This is a genomic window from Kocuria rhizosphaericola (assembly GCF_044462205.1).
Taxonomy (GTDB): domain Bacteria; phylum Actinomycetota; class Actinomycetes; order Actinomycetales; family Micrococcaceae; genus Kocuria; species Kocuria rhizosphaericola.
The window spans coordinates 1-14,414 of sequence record NZ_JBISWK010000154.1; the positions used below are offsets into that span (position 1 = coordinate 1).

Consider the following 14,414-nt stretch of genomic DNA (forward strand, 5'->3'; position numbering starts at 1 on the left):
CGGGTGCGGAACGGGTGTTGATGTTCTCCAAGATCCTGGTGGCCAATCGCGGTGAGATCGCGATCCGTGCCTTCCGTGCCGCGTACGAGCTCGGGGCCAAGACGGTGGCGGTGTTCCCGTACGAGGACCGCAACTCGATCCACCGGCAGAAGGCCGACGAGGCGTACCGGATCGGGGAGGAGGGCCACCCGGTGCGGGCCTATCTCGACGTCGAGGAGATCGTGCGGGTGGCCAAGGAGTCGGGGGCGGACGCGATCTATCCCGGCTACGGGTTCCTGTCGGAGAACCCGGACCTGGCCCGCGCCGCGGCGGCGGAGGGCATCGCGTTCGTGGGTCCCGCGGCGGGGATCCTGGAGCTGGCCGGGAACAAGGTGGAGGCGCTGAAGGCCGCGAAGCGGGCGGGGATCCCGACGCTGGACTCCTCGGAGCCGTCCTCGGAGGTGGAGTACCTGCTGGGGGAGGCCGAGCGGATCGGCTTCCCGGTGTTCGTCAAGGCGGTCGCCGGTGGCGGAGGCCGCGGCATGCGCCGGGTGGAGACCCCGGAGGCCCTGCCCGAGGCGCTGGCGGCGGCGATGCGCGAGGCCGACACGGCGTTCGGGGATCCGACGATGTTCGTGGAGCAGGCGGTGCTGCGCCCGAGGCACATCGAGGTGCAGATCCTGGCGGACGCCTCGGGGGAGATCGTGCACCTGTTCGAGCGCGACTGCTCGGTGCAGCGCCGGCACCAGAAGGTGATCGAGATCGCCCCGGCGCCGAACCTCGACGAGGGGATCCGGCAGGCGCTGCACCGTGACGCGGTGAAGTTCGCCCGTGAGCTGGGCTACGTGAACGCCGGGACCGTGGAGTTCCTGGTGGACACGGCCGGGGAGCGGGCCGGTCAGCACGTGTTCATCGAGATGAACCCGCGCATCCAGGTGGAGCACACCGTCACCGAGGAGATCACCGACGTCGATCTGGTGGCCTCGCAGCTGCGGATCGCGGCCGGGGAGTCCCTGGCGGACCTGGGGATCGCACAGGAGTCCTTGGCCGTGCGGGGTGCGGCCCTGCAGTGCCGGATCACCACCGAGGACCCGGCCAACGGGTTCCGCCCCGACGTCGGGAAGATCTCCGCCTACCGCTCCGCCGGCGGTGCCGGGGTGCGTCTCGACAGCGGCACGGTGTACGCGGGGGCGGAGATCTCCCCGCACTTCGACTCGATGCTGGTCAAGCTGATCTGCCGCGGCCGGGACTACGCGACCGCGGTGCACCGGTCCCAGCGCGCCCTGGCGGAGTTCCGGATCCGCGGGGTGGCCACCAACATCGGGTTCCTGCAGGCGGTGCTGGCGGATCCGCAGTTCCTGGCCGGGGAGGTGGCCACCGACTTCATCGAGTCCCGTCCGGAACTCTTGGCCGCGAGGACGTCGGGGGACCGGGCGACGAAGGCGCTGACCTGGCTGGCCGAGGTCACGGTGAACCGGCCCAACGGGGAGCGGGTGGAGGGCATCGACCCGCGCACCAAGCTGCCGCACTACCCGGGCGACAAGCAGGACGAGCCGCTGCGGTCCCCGTTCGACGGGCCCTCGGAGCACCAGCCCCCGGCGGGCTGGCGGCAGAAGCTGCAGGACCTGGGCCCGGAGGGCTTCGCGAGGGCGCTGCGGGAGCAGCAGGCGGTGGCGGTGACCTCCACGACGTTCCGGGATGCCCATCAGTCGCTGCTGGCCACGAGGGTGCGCACCCGTGACCTGCTGGCGGCGGCCCCGGCCTACGCGCACACGCTGCCGCAGCTGCTGTCGGTGGAGGCCTGGGGCGGGGCGACCTACGACGTGGCGCTGCGGTTCCTGGGGGAGGACCCGTGGGAGCGGCTGGCTCTGCTGCGCGAGGCGATGCCCAACATCCCGATCCAGATGCTGCTGCGCGGGCGCAACACGGTGGGCTACACCCCGTATCCGACCGAGGTGACGGACGCGTTCGTGGCCGAGGCCGCCGCGACCGGGGTGGACATCTTCCGGATCTTCGACGCGCTCAACGACGTGGAGCAGATGGCCCCGGCCATCCAGGCCGTGCGCAAGACGGGCACCGCGGTGGCCGAGGTCGCCCTGTGCTACACGGGTGATCTCAACGACCCCGGTGAGACGCTCTACACCCTGGACTACTACCTGGACCTCGCCGCCCAGTGCGTCGAGGCCGGTGCGCACGTGCTGGCGATCAAGGACATGGCCGGACTCCTGCGGCCCATGGCCGCGGCGAAGCTGGTGACCGCGCTGCGGGAGCGCTTCGAGGTGCCGGTGCACCTGCACACCCACGACACCGCCGGCGGGCAGCTGGCGACCCTGATGGCCGCGATCGCCGCCGGGGTGGACGCGGTGGACGTGGCCGACGCCTCGATGGCGGGCACCACCTCCCAGGTGCCCGCCTCCGCGCTGGTGGCGGCCCTGGAGCACACCCCGCGGGACACCGGCATCCCGCTGGAGGCGATCTCCGCGATGGAGCCCTACTGGGAGGTCATCCGGGCGATGTACTCCCCGTTCGAGTCCGGGCTCACCGCCCCCACGGGCCGGGTGTACCGGCACGAGATCCCCGGCGGGCAGCTGTCGAACCTGCGCCAGCAGGCCATCGCGCTGGGGCTGGGGGAGCGCTTCGAGGCGATCGAGGACATGTACACCGCCGCCAACGCCATGCTCGGGCGCCTCGTGAAGGTCACCCCCTCCTCCAAGGTCGTGGGCGACCTCGCCCTGCAGCTCGTGGGGATGGGCGTGGACCCGGCGGAGTTCGAGGCTGATCCGCAACGGTTCGACCTGCCGGACTCCGTGATCGGCTTCCTCGCCGGCGAGCTCGGCACGCCCCCCGGAGGGTGGCCGGAGCCCTTCCGCTCCAAGGCGCTGGAGGGGCGCAACGTCAGGGTCGGGGTCACCGAGCTGTCGGCCGAGGACCAGCAGGCGCTCGCCGAGGACTCCGACACGCGGCGGGCCACGCTGAACCGGCTGCTCTTCGCCGGTCCCACCCGCGAGTACGAGGCCGGCCGGGCCAAGTACGGCGACGTGTCCGTGCTGCACACCCGGGACTTCCTCTACGGGCTCACCACCGAGCACGAGCACGTGATCTCCCTGGGCAAGGGCGTGCGTCTGCTGGTCACCCTGCAGGCGATCTCGGAGGCCGACGACAAGGGCATGCGCACCGTGATGCTCACCCTCAACGGCCAGCCGCGCATGATCGAGGTCCGCGACACCTCGGTCGCCTCGGCCGTGCCCGAGACCGAGAAGGCCGACCCCGCCGACCCCGGCCACGTGGCCGCCCCCTTCGCCGGGGCGGTGACCGTGACGGTGGCCGAGGGCGACACCGTGGAGGCCGGCGGACAGGTCGCGACCATCGAGGCCATGAAGATGGAGGCCTCCATCACCGCCCCCACCGGCGGCACCGTCGCCCGCGTCGCCCTGAAGGGCGTCGCCCAGGTCACCGGCGGCGACCTCCTCCTGGTGCTCGACACCACCGAGGACTGAACCGATCGCGGGCCCCGGGTCCTCCCCGTGGGAGGCCCCGGGGCCCGCGTGTCACGGAGCGTCATGGAAAGGACCGCGATGCAGGAGATCCTGGGCCGTCCCGTCGACGAGCAGACGCGCTGCGTGCACTACCGCACGCCGCTGGACGTGGTCGCGATCAGGTTCTGGTGCTGCCGGGAGTACTACCCTTGTCATCTGTGCCACGAGGAGACCGCCGGCCATCCGGCGGCGCAGTGGCCGGCCGCCGAGCACGACGCCGCGGCCGTGCTCTGCGGGGTCTGCAGGACCGAGCTCTCCGTGCACGAGTACCTGACGGTGGACGGCTGCCCGCAGTGCGGGGCAGAGTTCAACCCGGGGTGCCGCCTGCACACCGAGCTGTACTTCGAACCGGCGCCTCGGGACTGAGGCATCCCGGGCCCGGGGCACTTCGGGCCTGGGGCACCTTTGGAGTGGAGCACGGACTCCGGGGTGCGCTGGAACCTGGCGCGGCAGCGGCCCGCGTCGGTGAGCGCGACGAGGAAAGGAGAGCCCGCACGGTGTCGATCAAGCATCCGCTGTGGGACCGGTCGCGCCGTGGCGAGCCCTCCGCCCCGCCTCCGCCCGGTCCCCCGGGCATCCGGCTGAGCGGTGTCACGGTCACCCGGGAGGAGCAGGACGTCCTCAAGGACGTGGATCTGTCGCTGGACGAGCACCGCATCGCGGTGATCGGGCTCAACGGCTCGGGCAAGTCCACCCTGGTGCGCCTGCTCAACGGTCTGCTGCTGCCCACTCGCGGCACGGTGCAGGTGGGCGGAATGAGCACCGCCCAGGACGCCAAGCTCATCCGGCGGCAGGTCGGCTTCGTGTTCCAGAACCCCGAGAACCAGATCGTGATGCCCCTGGTGGCCGAGGACCTCGCCTTCGGGGCGAAGAACCTGGGCCTGCGCGGAGCCGACCTCACCGTGAGGGTGGACGGGGTCCTGGACCGGCTGGGCATCGCCCACCTGGCCGAGCGGGAGTCCCACGCGCTGTCCGGGGGCGAGAAGCAGATGGTGGCCCTGGCCTCGGTGCTGGTCATGGAGCCGACCACGATCGTCTTCGACGAACCGACCACCATGCTGGACCGGCGCAACCGGCGCCGACTGCAGGCCACCATCGACGACCTCGACCAGCAGGCGATCGTGGTGACCCACGACCTGGACCTGATCGGCGGCTACCAGCGGGTCCTGGTGGTGCACGAGGGCCGGATCGCCTTCGACGGCGCCCCCGCCGAGGCTGTGGAGATCTACTGCGAGATCAGCGACCGATGACCGGTCCGCAGCGCACCGGTCCGCTGACCCGGATCCCGGCCGGGTACAAGTTCGCGTTCCTGTTCGGGGCCAGCCTCGGCATCTACGCCGTGACGCACCTGGGTGTGCAGGTCGCGGTCTTCGTCCTGGCCTCGGCCGCCGCGGTGCTCACCCGCACCCCGGTCGCCCGCCTGGTGCGGATGCTGCTGGGCCTGGTCGTCATCGTCGGGATCGTCTTCCTCACCCTGGGGTTCACCACGACCTGGGAAGCAGCAGCGGTCTCGGCCCTGCGGCTGCTCAGCCTCTGCCTGTTCGCCTACGCGGTGAGCCTGTCCACCACGTTCAGCGAGATGCTCACCCTGTTCGAGCGGCTGCTGGCCCCGACCCGGCACCTGGGGCTGAACCCGGCGCAGATGAGCCTGGCCCTGTCGATGACGATCCGGTTCATCCCGCAGATCCGCAGCCAGTACCTCGAGGTCCGGGAGGCACAGTTCGCCCGGGGGCTCCACAACAGCCCTCTGGCCGTGCTGGTGCCCCTGCTGGTGCGGTCCCTGGAGTCGGCCCAGCAGATCGCCGCCGCCCTCGACGCCCGCTGCTACGACTCCACCCCACCACCGCGGCGCCGCGCCCCTGCCACCGACTGATCCCTGCCCTGTCCGTTCCACCCCCGTCAGTTCCACCGCATGCCCGTTCGAGCCCACCCGCTCAGCCCTGACCGAAGGACCCCCATGGCCACCACGACCACCCGGACCACCGACACCTCCCAGACCACCCAGAACACCGTGCTCGTGGCGGTGTTCGCCGCCCTGATCGCAGCCCTGGGCCTGGTGCCGCCGATCACGGTCGGGATCATCCCGGTGCCCATCACGCTGCAGACCCTCGGGGTGATGCTCGCCGGGGCGCTGCTCGGGCCGGTCCGCGGCATGCTCTCCGTCGTCGTCCTGCACGCCCTGGTGCTGGCCGGTCTGCCCCTGCTGGCCGGGGGCCGGGGCGGGCTCGGGGTGTTCCTGGGCCCGACCGGCGGCTACCTCGTGGGCTGGATCGCCGCGGCCCTGGTCATCGGGGTGCTGGTGAAGTACTGGGCGATCCGGCGCACCGGCCGTACTACCCGCTTCGCCGCGGTGCTGCTGAGCGTGGTCGTGGGCGGCATCGTGGTGATCTACGCCTTCGGCATCCCCTGGACGGCCGTGGTCACCGGGCTGCCGCTGTCCACCTCCGCCCTGGGCTCGCTCGTGTTCGTTCCCGGGGACCTGCTCAAGGCGGTCGTGGCCACACTGGCCGCGATCAACGTCCACCGCAGCTACCGCCGCCTCCTGGGCGGCGTGCCGGCCGCCGCCCGCTGACAGCCGGAGAGCTCCCGGGCCGCACCCGCGGCGACGAGAGAACTCAGCACCGAGGACGAGGACATGCCCTTTCTGGACCGCGTGACCCGCTGGGCCGTCGAGCGCCCGCAGGAGCTCGCCGTCGCCTGCGGGACCGAGGAGCTGAGCTGGCGGGAGCTGCACACCGAGGCCGCCGCCCTGGCCGCCTCGGGCGCGCCCACGGGGATCCTGCGGCAGGGCAACGGCGCGGGCTTCGCCGTCCGGTGGGCCGCGGGAGTGACCGAGGACCGCGAATGCGCCGTCATCGACCCCTCCTGGCCGGAGGAGGTCGCCGAGCAAGTGCAGGAGCGCTGCGCGGCACGGCTCCCCGTGGCTTCGACGCCGGCGCAGTTGCGCGACGGTGACCCGGACTCGGCGTTCCTGATCGGGCTGACCTCGGGCACCACCGCCCTGCCCAAGGGCTTCAGCCGCAGCCGCGGCTCCTGGCAGCGGTCCTTCGAGGCCTCGATCGACCACTTCGGTCTGCGCCGGGAGGACCGCGTGCTGGCACCCGGCCCGCTCTCGGCCAGCCTGAACCTCTACGCCCTCTCCGAGTGCCTGTACGCCGGGGCCGGCTTCTGTACCCTGCCGGGCTTCGACGTCGCGGCCGCTCAGGCGGCGATCACCGCCCGCGGTATCACTCGTCTGGTGCTCGTGCCCGCGATGCTGCGGGTCCTCGCCGAGCGGGGCCTGGCCGGCGGGACCGGTGCGAGCGGGGTGACGGCGATCGTGTGCGCGGGGCAGAAGCTGGACCCCAGGACCCTCGAGGCCGCGCGCCGGTGGGCCCCGAGCGCCAGGATCTGGGAGTACTACGGTGCGGCCGAGCTCGGCTTCGTCGCCTCCCGCTGCCACCGTCCGGGCGAGGCCGCCGAGGAGCTCACCGGGGAGTCCGGGACCTCGGTGGGGGTTCCGTTCCCCGGCGTGGAGCTCGCCGTCCTGGACGGCGACGGCCGCCCGGTGCCCGAGGGCGAACCCGGGACCATCGGTGTCCGCTCGGACCTGGTCTGCGACGGCTATCTCTGGGGCGACGACGGTCAGGCCTTCACCGGCCTGGGCGGCTTCGCCACGGTGCGAGACCAGGGTTTCCTGCGGAACGGGCAGCTGCACGTGCTGGGCAGGGTGTCCGAGATGATCAACACCGGTGGGCTCAACGTCTATCCCCACGAGGTCGAGGCGGCGCTGGCCGCGGTGCCCGGAGTGGCCGACGTCGTCGTGACCGGGGTGCCCGACGACGCCCGCGGCCAGCGGATCGTGGCCGGGATCCTTCCCGCCCACGACCGGCCGGACCAGCTGCGGATCCGGACCGCCCTGCAGGGGCGGCTGGCCCCGGCCAAGCGTCCGCAGCAGTACGTGGAGCTGCAGGAGCTGCCCCTCACCGAGGCCGGCAAATTCAACCGCGCGGTGTTCCGCGGCTGGATCCTCGAAGGAGATGCCCGTGTCCGTCCCCTCGGCTGATGCCCCCGTGCTGGTGCTGGGCCGGCGCACCCCGCTGGCGCGGGCCGGGACCCTGCTCGACGGCGTGCCCGTGCACCGGTTGCTGGCCCCGGTGTTCCGCTCCCTGCTGGAGGACTCCGGCCTGGACCAGGGACGGCTCGCCGACGTCGTGGTCGGCAACGCGGTCGGCGCCGGGGGCAACCTCGCCCGGCTCGTAGCCCTGGAAGCCGGCCTGCCGCTGTCCGTGCCGGGCCTGACGGTGGACCGGCAGTGCGGCTCGGGCCTGGACGCCGTGGTGCTGGCCTGCCGGCTCGCCCAGGCCGGGGCCGGGCGGGCCTTCCTCGCCGGCGGGGCGGAGAGCATCAGCACCGCCCCGCTGCGCGGACGACGACGGGAGGACGGCGGAGTCGAGTTCTACCGCCGCGCCCAGTTCGCCCCGGAGCACCTGGGCGACCCCGACATGGGCGAGGCCGCCGAGACCGTCGCCCGCGAGCACGGGATCGACCGGGAACGGCAGGACGGCTACGCCCTGCGCAGCCACCAGCGGGCGCTGGCTGCCGCGGAGACGGGGCGGTACCAGGGCGAGCTGGTGCCGGTGGCCGGGCCGCGCGGGGAGGTGCGGGCCGACAACGGACCGCGCAGGACGATGACCGCCGGGCTGATGGCGCGCTTCCCACCCGTGTTCGCGACCGGGGGGACGGTCACGGCCGGGAACTCCTGTCCGGACGCGGACGGCGCGGCCGCCGTGCTCGTCACGGACCCGGCCACGGCGCGGGTCCTGGGCTTCCCGGCGGGACTGGCCTTCCGCGGCGCGGCCACGGTCGGGGTGGATCCGGCGCGGCTGGGCATCGGCGCGGCCGTGGCCGCCCGGGACCTGCTGCACGAGCAGGGCGTGGCCGTGGACCAGCTGGCGGCGGTCGAGTTCAACGAGGCCTTCGCCGGGCAGGTGCTGGCCTGCGTCGACCTCCTGGGACTCGACGAGCAGGTCCTCAACGCCGAGGGCGGCGCCCTGGCCCTGGGCCACGCCTACGGCGCCTCGGGGGCGGTGTCCGTGGTCCGGCTGCTCGCCAGGTCCCGGGACCTGCCCGAGGGGAGCCTGGTGCTGGCGATGATCAGCTCCGCCGGCGGCATCGGCACGGCGGCCCTGTTCGAGAAGGTCGGACTCTGAACGCAGGGCCTCGGCCCGAGCCGGCGGGTCCGTGCCGGCCGGTCGTCGCCTCCCCAGCGGGCCGTTCCGCTCGGCGCGGTCGGGGTTCCGCACCGGTCGGAGCGGAACCGGCTGCGGCTGCCAGCGCTCTCCCGGTTGAGAGCCGCTCCGCGCGCATGTCGGCCGGGTCAGTGCGTCCGCGGGTCGAGCGGCCGCTCGGTGTCCTCCAGCGCCGGGTAGGTCGGCCCGTGCTCGCCGAGCACCGTCAGCCCGCGCCGCACGTTGTAGTACAGGTCCCGCAGCGTCCAGCTGGGCAGGGCCGCGCGCTCCCGCTTCGGGACGGACTGCCGGCCCACGGTGGCGAAGACGACGAGCAGCGCCAGGAGGTAGAGTCCGCCGACCATGGGGAGCTCCTTCTCGCGACCATCGTCGCGTAAGGGCCTAAACTGTTGACGACACTCACGCTAGCCCTCGAAAGGATAAGCAGTCAAGTGCATTTTGCCTATGACACCGAGGATGTTCTCGAGTTCGACGCGGCGCTCATCAACACCGCCCCCGGGGCGTCGCGCTCCGGGGAGGAGGAACTGGTGACCACCGCGCAGCTGCGGGACCTCCTGGAGGAGCACGGCTGGTCGGGGCGCTTCGACCGCGACGAGCAGGAGCTCGCCGAGGTGCTCGAGGTGCGCCGTGACCTGCGGCGGGTCTGGGCCCTGGACCGGGATGCCATGGTGGCGGCGGTCAACGCCGTGCTCGACACGGAAGAGCTCGCACCGCACCTCGTCCGGCACGACGGGAAGGACTGGCACCTGCACGCCTCGCCCTCGCACGCCCCCTTGGCGGCCCGTCTGCGTCTCGAGACGGCGTTCGCCCTCGTGGACGTGATCCGCGCCGACGAGACGGACCGGCTGCGGGAGTGCGGGGCCGAGGACTGCGACGGAGTGCTCCTGGACCTCTCCCGCAACCGCTCCAAGCGCTTCTGCAGCCAGCGCTGCGCCAACCGCACCAACATGACCGCCTATCGCCGGCGCCAGGCGGGTGACACGGTCGGCCGCCCGGATTCCGGCGACGCGGCGTGAGCCGGCCCGGCTGACCGGCCGGCGCGGCGGGCAGGCGTCGTCGTCGTGCGCTTCACCCCGGAAGGCACGAGCCATGGCGGGTGAGGAGGGGCACACTGTGGGCATGAGGATGATGCTGCTGACGTCCGGCACCCGCGGCGACGTGGAGCCCTTCGCCGCTCTGGCCCGCTGTGCCGCCGACCGCGGGCACGAAGTCCGGCTGGGCGTGCCCGACAACTCCGGTGTGGACCTGTCCGGGCTCGACACCGTCAGCCTGGAGGTGGACTTCCACCAGCTGGTCCAGGCGCACGGCATCTCTCCGTGGACGGCCGTGCGGCACTTCCGCACCGAGGTGGGCCCCGGCATGCGCCGCATGCTGGCCGCCGCCGTGCGCGAGACGCTCGCCTTCGAGCCGGACATCGTGGTCCGCCACGCCAAGGTGCTCACGGCCCCGGCCGTGGCGGACGCCCTGGGCATCCCGCACGTGGTGGTGGAGGCCGTTCCCGTGCTCACCCCCACCCGGCTGTTCCCGGCGCCCGGCGTGGTGAACCGGGACCTCGGCCGGTTCAACCGCGCCACCTACGCGGCCGCCAGGGGTGCCGAACGGATGTTCCGCCGCGACATCGAGCGGGCGTGCGCCCAGCTGCCCGGTGGCGTGCCGGCCTCCGTCTTCGCCTCTGCGGCAACCCTGCTGCCGATCAGCCCGCAGCTGCTGCCGCGCCCGGACGACTGGCCGGCCACGGTGCACCTCACCGGGTCGTGGCACCCCGACGCCCCCGCGCCGGAGCCCGATCTCGCCGTGCTCGAGTTCCTCCGGGGCGGGCCGCACCTGGTGGCGACCTTCGGCTCCATGGCGTCCGGGGACCCGCAGGCGCGGGGGAGGGCGGTGGTCGAGAGCGCCCGCGCCCACGGCCTGCGCACCCTGCTGCTCACCGGCTGGGGCGGGCTCGCCCTGCCGGACGAGCTCCGGGGCGACGACGTACTGGCCGTGCCGTCGCTGCCGCTCGACGCGGTGCTGCCCGGCGCCGCGCTCGCCGTCCACCACGGCGGGGCCGGGACCGTGCACACCGTGGCTCGGGCCGGCGTCCCGCACGTGGTGGTGCCCTTCCTCGCCGACCAGCCGTTCTGGGGCCGGCAGCTCCACCGGCTCGGGCTCGCGGCCGCGCCGATCCCGCAGAAGAAGCTGACCGTGGAGCGGCTCACCGCGGCGATCGACGACGCCCTGAGGTGTCGGTCCGCCGCGGAGCAGGTGGGCCAAGAAGTGCGGAAAGAGCACGGCCTGCAGACGGCGCTGTCCGTGCTCGCGTCCTGTTGACCTCCGGAAGGCGCCGGGCAGTGTAGTTTGCGTTCGAGAACCGTTGGTTGCCAGGCGTCCTGCCCGGTGTGACGAGCAGCAAGGACACGCATGGGCGGCGACGAGCAGGCAGAGCGCAACACAGTGGTGGAACGGCTGAGCGGCGTGGCCCGCGCCCACGCCCGGGACGGAACCGACGGGGCTCAGGAGCTGGAGCACGCCCTCGGGTTCCTCGGGGAGCTCGACCTCCGGACGCTGCGGGAGGTCGAGTGTGAGCTCGCCCGTCCCGACAGCGTGATCACCGGGCCGGTCGGGGGAGAGCGCGGTGGCCTCGCCGCCTTTCTCGGCACGCGCTACGCCGCGGCGTTCCCCGCCTCCCGGTACCCTCCGAGCACGCCGGTCCCGCAGCTGCGGGCCCGGCTGCTGGACACCCTGGTCTTCCGGGAGACCCGGATCGCCCACGGCAGCACGATGTTCGACCGGGCCGTGCGAAGGGTGCAGGGCGCTCTCGGGCTGCCCCCGAACGACAGCCTCGCGGAGACGGGGTTCGTCGAGTACGGGGCCTCGAGCGTCTTCCTGCTGCTCGACGTCGCGGCGTCCTTCGCGACGGTGCAGCTCAGCAGGACCTCCGCGCACATCACCGCGTCCATGGGCTACTCCGGGGTCGACGCCTACGCGGACGCCCTCGACGCCTGCCACTTCATGACCACTCCCTTCGCCAGGCACCTCCTGCGATCCCGGCCAGCCCCCGACAAGCTCGTGGCCATGGCGGCGCGCGGGCGGCTGGACACCTTCGGGATCTCGCCCACGGACCTCGACGGAGACCGCTTGCGAGCCGAGCTCTCGAAGCTCCGGGACCGGTTGCCGGCGATGAGCAGTGCCTACTCCACCTGGGGACCCGCGGGGGACACCGTCCGACGGCAGCCTCCGGCCACCGCCGGGCGGGAGGACACGGCGCGGACGTCCTTCGTCGTCTCCCGGCGCCCGGGGCGGCCCCGGACCGCGGGGGAGGCCGAACAGCAGCACCTCTCCCGCAGGAGCTGGACGTTCCGGGTGCGCGAGCGCAGGGCTCTGCTGGGGACGGTTCTGGCGGTCGCCGCGATCGCGATCCTCTGGTGGTCGGCGAGGGCGGCCTCACTCGAGCTCTCCGGCCGGCTCTTCGTGCTCGCCGGCCTGATGGGGGCCGTCGCCGGCGCTGCCCTGGCCGCCCTGCTCGACTCCCGGGCGCAGGCCTTCTTCCGGGCCGCCGAGGGGCTCAGCATGTACACGGTGCTGCAGGGCCGGCGGGACGCGCAGTTCCTGCGCGCCCTGCGCACGCTGCGCCCGGACCTCTTCGCCGAGGCCCGGCACGCTGGTCTTCCGCGGCTCGTCACCGTGGTGGTCGAGCGCAACGGCGTGCTGTTCCTGGGCCGCGGCGTCCGTCCCCGTGTCGTCGCGGCGTTCCACTGGTTGCACGTCCGGCAGATCATGGCGCCGGAGGATCCGCCCGGGACCCCCCGCCGGCGAGCGCACCGGGTGGTCTTCGGAGTCCGCAGAGATGGAGCCGAGGTGGTGCTCGGTCTTCCGCTCGAGCGGGCGAAGGTGGCCTGGACCCGGCACAGCTACCTCGAGAACAAACCACTGGAGGCGGTGCTCGCACTCCTGCAGGGCCTGCGGCACACCTGGGCGCTGCCCCCGCTCGGCGCGCGCAGCAGCGGCAAGGACGTGGACACCTCCGAGCGCCTGCGCCTGCTGAGCGGCGCCGAGGAGCTGGCCGGCACCCGCTGGGAGAAGGATGCCCTCGACTGGGAGTTCGGCCCCCGCCCGCCGCTGGAGCTCTCCGGTGCCGCCGCGGCACGCCGGGAACAGCTGGTGCTGGGAGTGGTCGTCGTGGCCATGGCGCTCGGATGCGTGCTCGTCCCGCTGTTCCTGTCCTGGCTCGTCAACTGATTCAAGCGGTCCATTCAAGAACTCCGATTCCTGAGAAAAACCGCTGTCGAAGCCCAAATGAGCCGGGTCGTCAATCCCGAATTCTTGTGGATGGCAATTTCCGTTGACTTCGGCCAGAAAGGTCTTGACCTGGAGGCCGTGCATTCTGGAAATGCTGGTTGACGTGCTTGAACACTGAAAAGGTCGTCCGCTCGGTTAGTCTCTGTCCCGTACGGGAACCCCGAATGGGGGACAACCATTCACCAGGGCGTCAGTCGAAGCGCCCACGAACCGGAGGGACGCTCGCGTGGAGCCCATGCTCGGACCGGCGCCTCTTTTCCTGGTGCTGGCCGCCGGTTTCGCCGGCGCTGTCGTGGGATGGTTCCTGCCCCGCGTCGTCCTGCGGTACAGCCGTGTCACGGACGAGCCCACCTCCGCGCCGTCCCGACCGCTCCTGGTGGTCGCCACGGCGGCGCTCTTCGTCATCGTGGCCGCGTTCTTCGGGCTCAGCTGGCAGCTCCCGGCGTATCTCTTCTTCGCGGTGGTCGCCGTGGTGCTCACGGTGATCGACCTGCGCCACCACCTTCTGCCCAACGCCGTGGTGCTGCCGGCGCTGGGCATCGGCTTCGTGTTGCTCGCGCTCGCCGCCGCCGGGGAGAACGCCTGGAGCGCACTGCTGCGCGCCGTGCTGGGCGCTCTCGTGCTGTTCGTCCTCTATCTCGTCCTGGCGCTCGTCTCGCCGGCCGGACTCGGCATGGGCGATGTGAAGCTCGCCGCCGTGCTCGGGCTGTTCCTCGGGTTCCAGGGGTGGGGGGCTCTGTTCGTCGGGGCGGTGCTGGCCTCCGTGGTTGGCATGGTGGTGGGTCTCGCCGTGCTGGCGTCCCGGCGCGGCGGACTGCGCAGCGACGTCCCGTTCGGCCCGTCGATGCTCGCCGGCGCCCTGGTGGCCGTCGTCTGGGGGGAGCTGCTGGCGCGGGAGTACCTGCTGCCAGGGCTGTACTGACGCCGTTCGGGGGACAATCGCGGTGCGGCATCGGCCCATGCAGATGAATGCGGGTTGCCACTAGGCATTACGTCTCTCTTTGACGTCCCCCAAAGTGCATGTACTCGAATGGTTGTTCCTTTGCTCGAGCAAAGTCTATTCTGATTACAGGTCAGTAGCCCGGTACGGGGAGCCTCTCGCAGGCAGTGTCGGAAACAGCTGAAGACCCACTCCACCATTTCTCTGTTCTGCTAAGGAGCTTTCTCATGCTGCCTCTCTTCATCACCCTCCAGACTCTCTTCGGCGACGCCAAGGCCCGCCTCTCCGGCGAGGAGAAGGGCGCCACCGCCGTCGAGTACGGCCTGCTCATCGGCCTCGTCTCGATGGTGCTCATCGTGGCCATCGTGCTGCTCGGGCCGGCCTTCACGACCATGATGAACAACATCATCGCCCAGCTTCCCTGATCTCAGGGTCTACAACGGGCCGCGG

13 protein-coding genes are annotated in these 14,414 nt (G+C 72.3%); 12 read left to right on the forward strand and 1 reads right to left on the reverse strand.

The window, feature by feature from the left end; translation table 11 throughout:
- The first annotated feature begins 20 nt into the window (after positions 1–20).
- The 7 genes from ACH9D2_RS15560 to ACH9D2_RS15590 all read left to right on the forward strand — a co-directional run bounded on the left by ACH9D2_RS15560 (position 21) and on the right by ACH9D2_RS15590 (position 8,707).
- Positions 21–3,476 (forward strand): pyruvate carboxylase, encoded by a 3,456-nt coding sequence (locus tag ACH9D2_RS15560; protein ID WP_396363728.1) that lies wholly within the window; start codon positions 21–23, stop codon positions 3,474–3,476.
- A 63-nt stretch (positions 3,477–3,539) separates the two neighbouring features.
- Complete coding sequence (locus ACH9D2_RS15565; RefSeq protein WP_396363729.1) at positions 3,540–3,881, forward strand: CHY zinc finger protein; 342 nt, start codon at positions 3,540–3,542, stop codon at positions 3,879–3,881.
- A 131-nt stretch (positions 3,882–4,012) separates the two neighbouring features.
- On the forward strand, positions 4,013–4,765 hold the full coding sequence (locus tag ACH9D2_RS15570) for an energy-coupling factor ABC transporter ATP-binding protein (RefSeq protein WP_396363730.1): 753 nt from the start codon (positions 4,013–4,015) through the stop codon (positions 4,763–4,765).
- Positions 4,762–5,388 (forward strand): energy-coupling factor transporter transmembrane component T family protein, encoded by a 627-nt coding sequence (locus tag ACH9D2_RS15575; protein ID WP_396363731.1) that lies wholly within the window; start codon positions 4,762–4,764, stop codon positions 5,386–5,388. Before ACH9D2_RS15570 ends, ACH9D2_RS15575 begins: the two co-directional genes overlap by 4 nt.
- An 84-nt stretch (positions 5,389–5,472) precedes the next feature.
- Entirely contained in the window at positions 5,473–6,087 is a 615-nt protein-coding gene (locus tag ACH9D2_RS15580) for a biotin transporter BioY (protein ID WP_396363732.1), read from the forward strand.
- 63 nt (positions 6,088–6,150) lie between these two features.
- Positions 6,151–7,560: an AMP-binding protein gene (locus ACH9D2_RS15585; RefSeq protein WP_396363733.1), complete on the forward strand. Its 1,410-nt coding sequence runs from the start codon at positions 6,151–6,153 to the stop codon at positions 7,558–7,560.
- A complete protein-coding gene (locus ACH9D2_RS15590; RefSeq protein WP_396363734.1) occupies positions 7,535–8,707 on the forward strand; it encodes an acetyl-CoA C-acyltransferase in 1,173 nt (390 codons plus the stop codon). The genes ACH9D2_RS15585 and ACH9D2_RS15590 overlap by 26 nt, the downstream gene beginning before the upstream one ends.
- Before the next feature lie 167 nt (positions 8,708–8,874).
- Here the strand turns inward: ACH9D2_RS15590 and ACH9D2_RS15595 are convergent, their stop codons facing one another.
- A complete protein-coding gene (locus ACH9D2_RS15595) occupies positions 8,875–9,090 on the reverse strand; it encodes a hypothetical protein (RefSeq protein ID WP_396363735.1) in 216 nt (71 codons plus the stop codon).
- A gap of 87 nt (positions 9,091–9,177) precedes the next feature.
- Between ACH9D2_RS15595 and ACH9D2_RS15600 the strand changes: the two genes are divergently transcribed.
- From ACH9D2_RS15600 to ACH9D2_RS15620, 5 genes are all read left to right on the forward strand, one after another.
- On the forward strand, positions 9,178–9,762 hold the full coding sequence (locus tag ACH9D2_RS15600; RefSeq protein WP_396363736.1) for a CGNR zinc finger domain-containing protein: 585 nt from the start codon (positions 9,178–9,180) through the stop codon (positions 9,760–9,762).
- Between the two features lie 103 nt (positions 9,763–9,865).
- The gene (locus ACH9D2_RS15605) at positions 9,866–11,056 is read left to right on the forward strand and encodes a nucleotide disphospho-sugar-binding domain-containing protein (RefSeq protein WP_396363737.1); all 1,191 of its coding nucleotides are present in this window, start codon (positions 9,866–9,868) and stop codon (positions 11,054–11,056) included.
- A gap of 90 nt (positions 11,057–11,146) precedes the next feature.
- Positions 11,147–12,964 carry a hypothetical protein gene (locus tag ACH9D2_RS15610; protein WP_396363738.1) on the forward strand — a complete coding sequence of 606 codons (1,818 nt, stop codon included), beginning with the start codon at positions 11,147–11,149 and terminating at the stop codon, positions 12,962–12,964.
- Positions 12,965–13,259: 295 nt separating this feature from the next.
- Positions 13,260–13,946 (forward strand): prepilin peptidase, encoded by a 687-nt coding sequence (locus tag ACH9D2_RS15615; protein WP_396363740.1) that lies wholly within the window; start codon positions 13,260–13,262, stop codon positions 13,944–13,946.
- A 245-nt stretch (positions 13,947–14,191) separates the two neighbouring features.
- A complete protein-coding gene (locus ACH9D2_RS15620; RefSeq protein WP_396363739.1) occupies positions 14,192–14,389 on the forward strand; it encodes a Flp family type IVb pilin in 198 nt (65 codons plus the stop codon).
- Positions 14,390–14,414 lie beyond the last annotated feature (25 nt).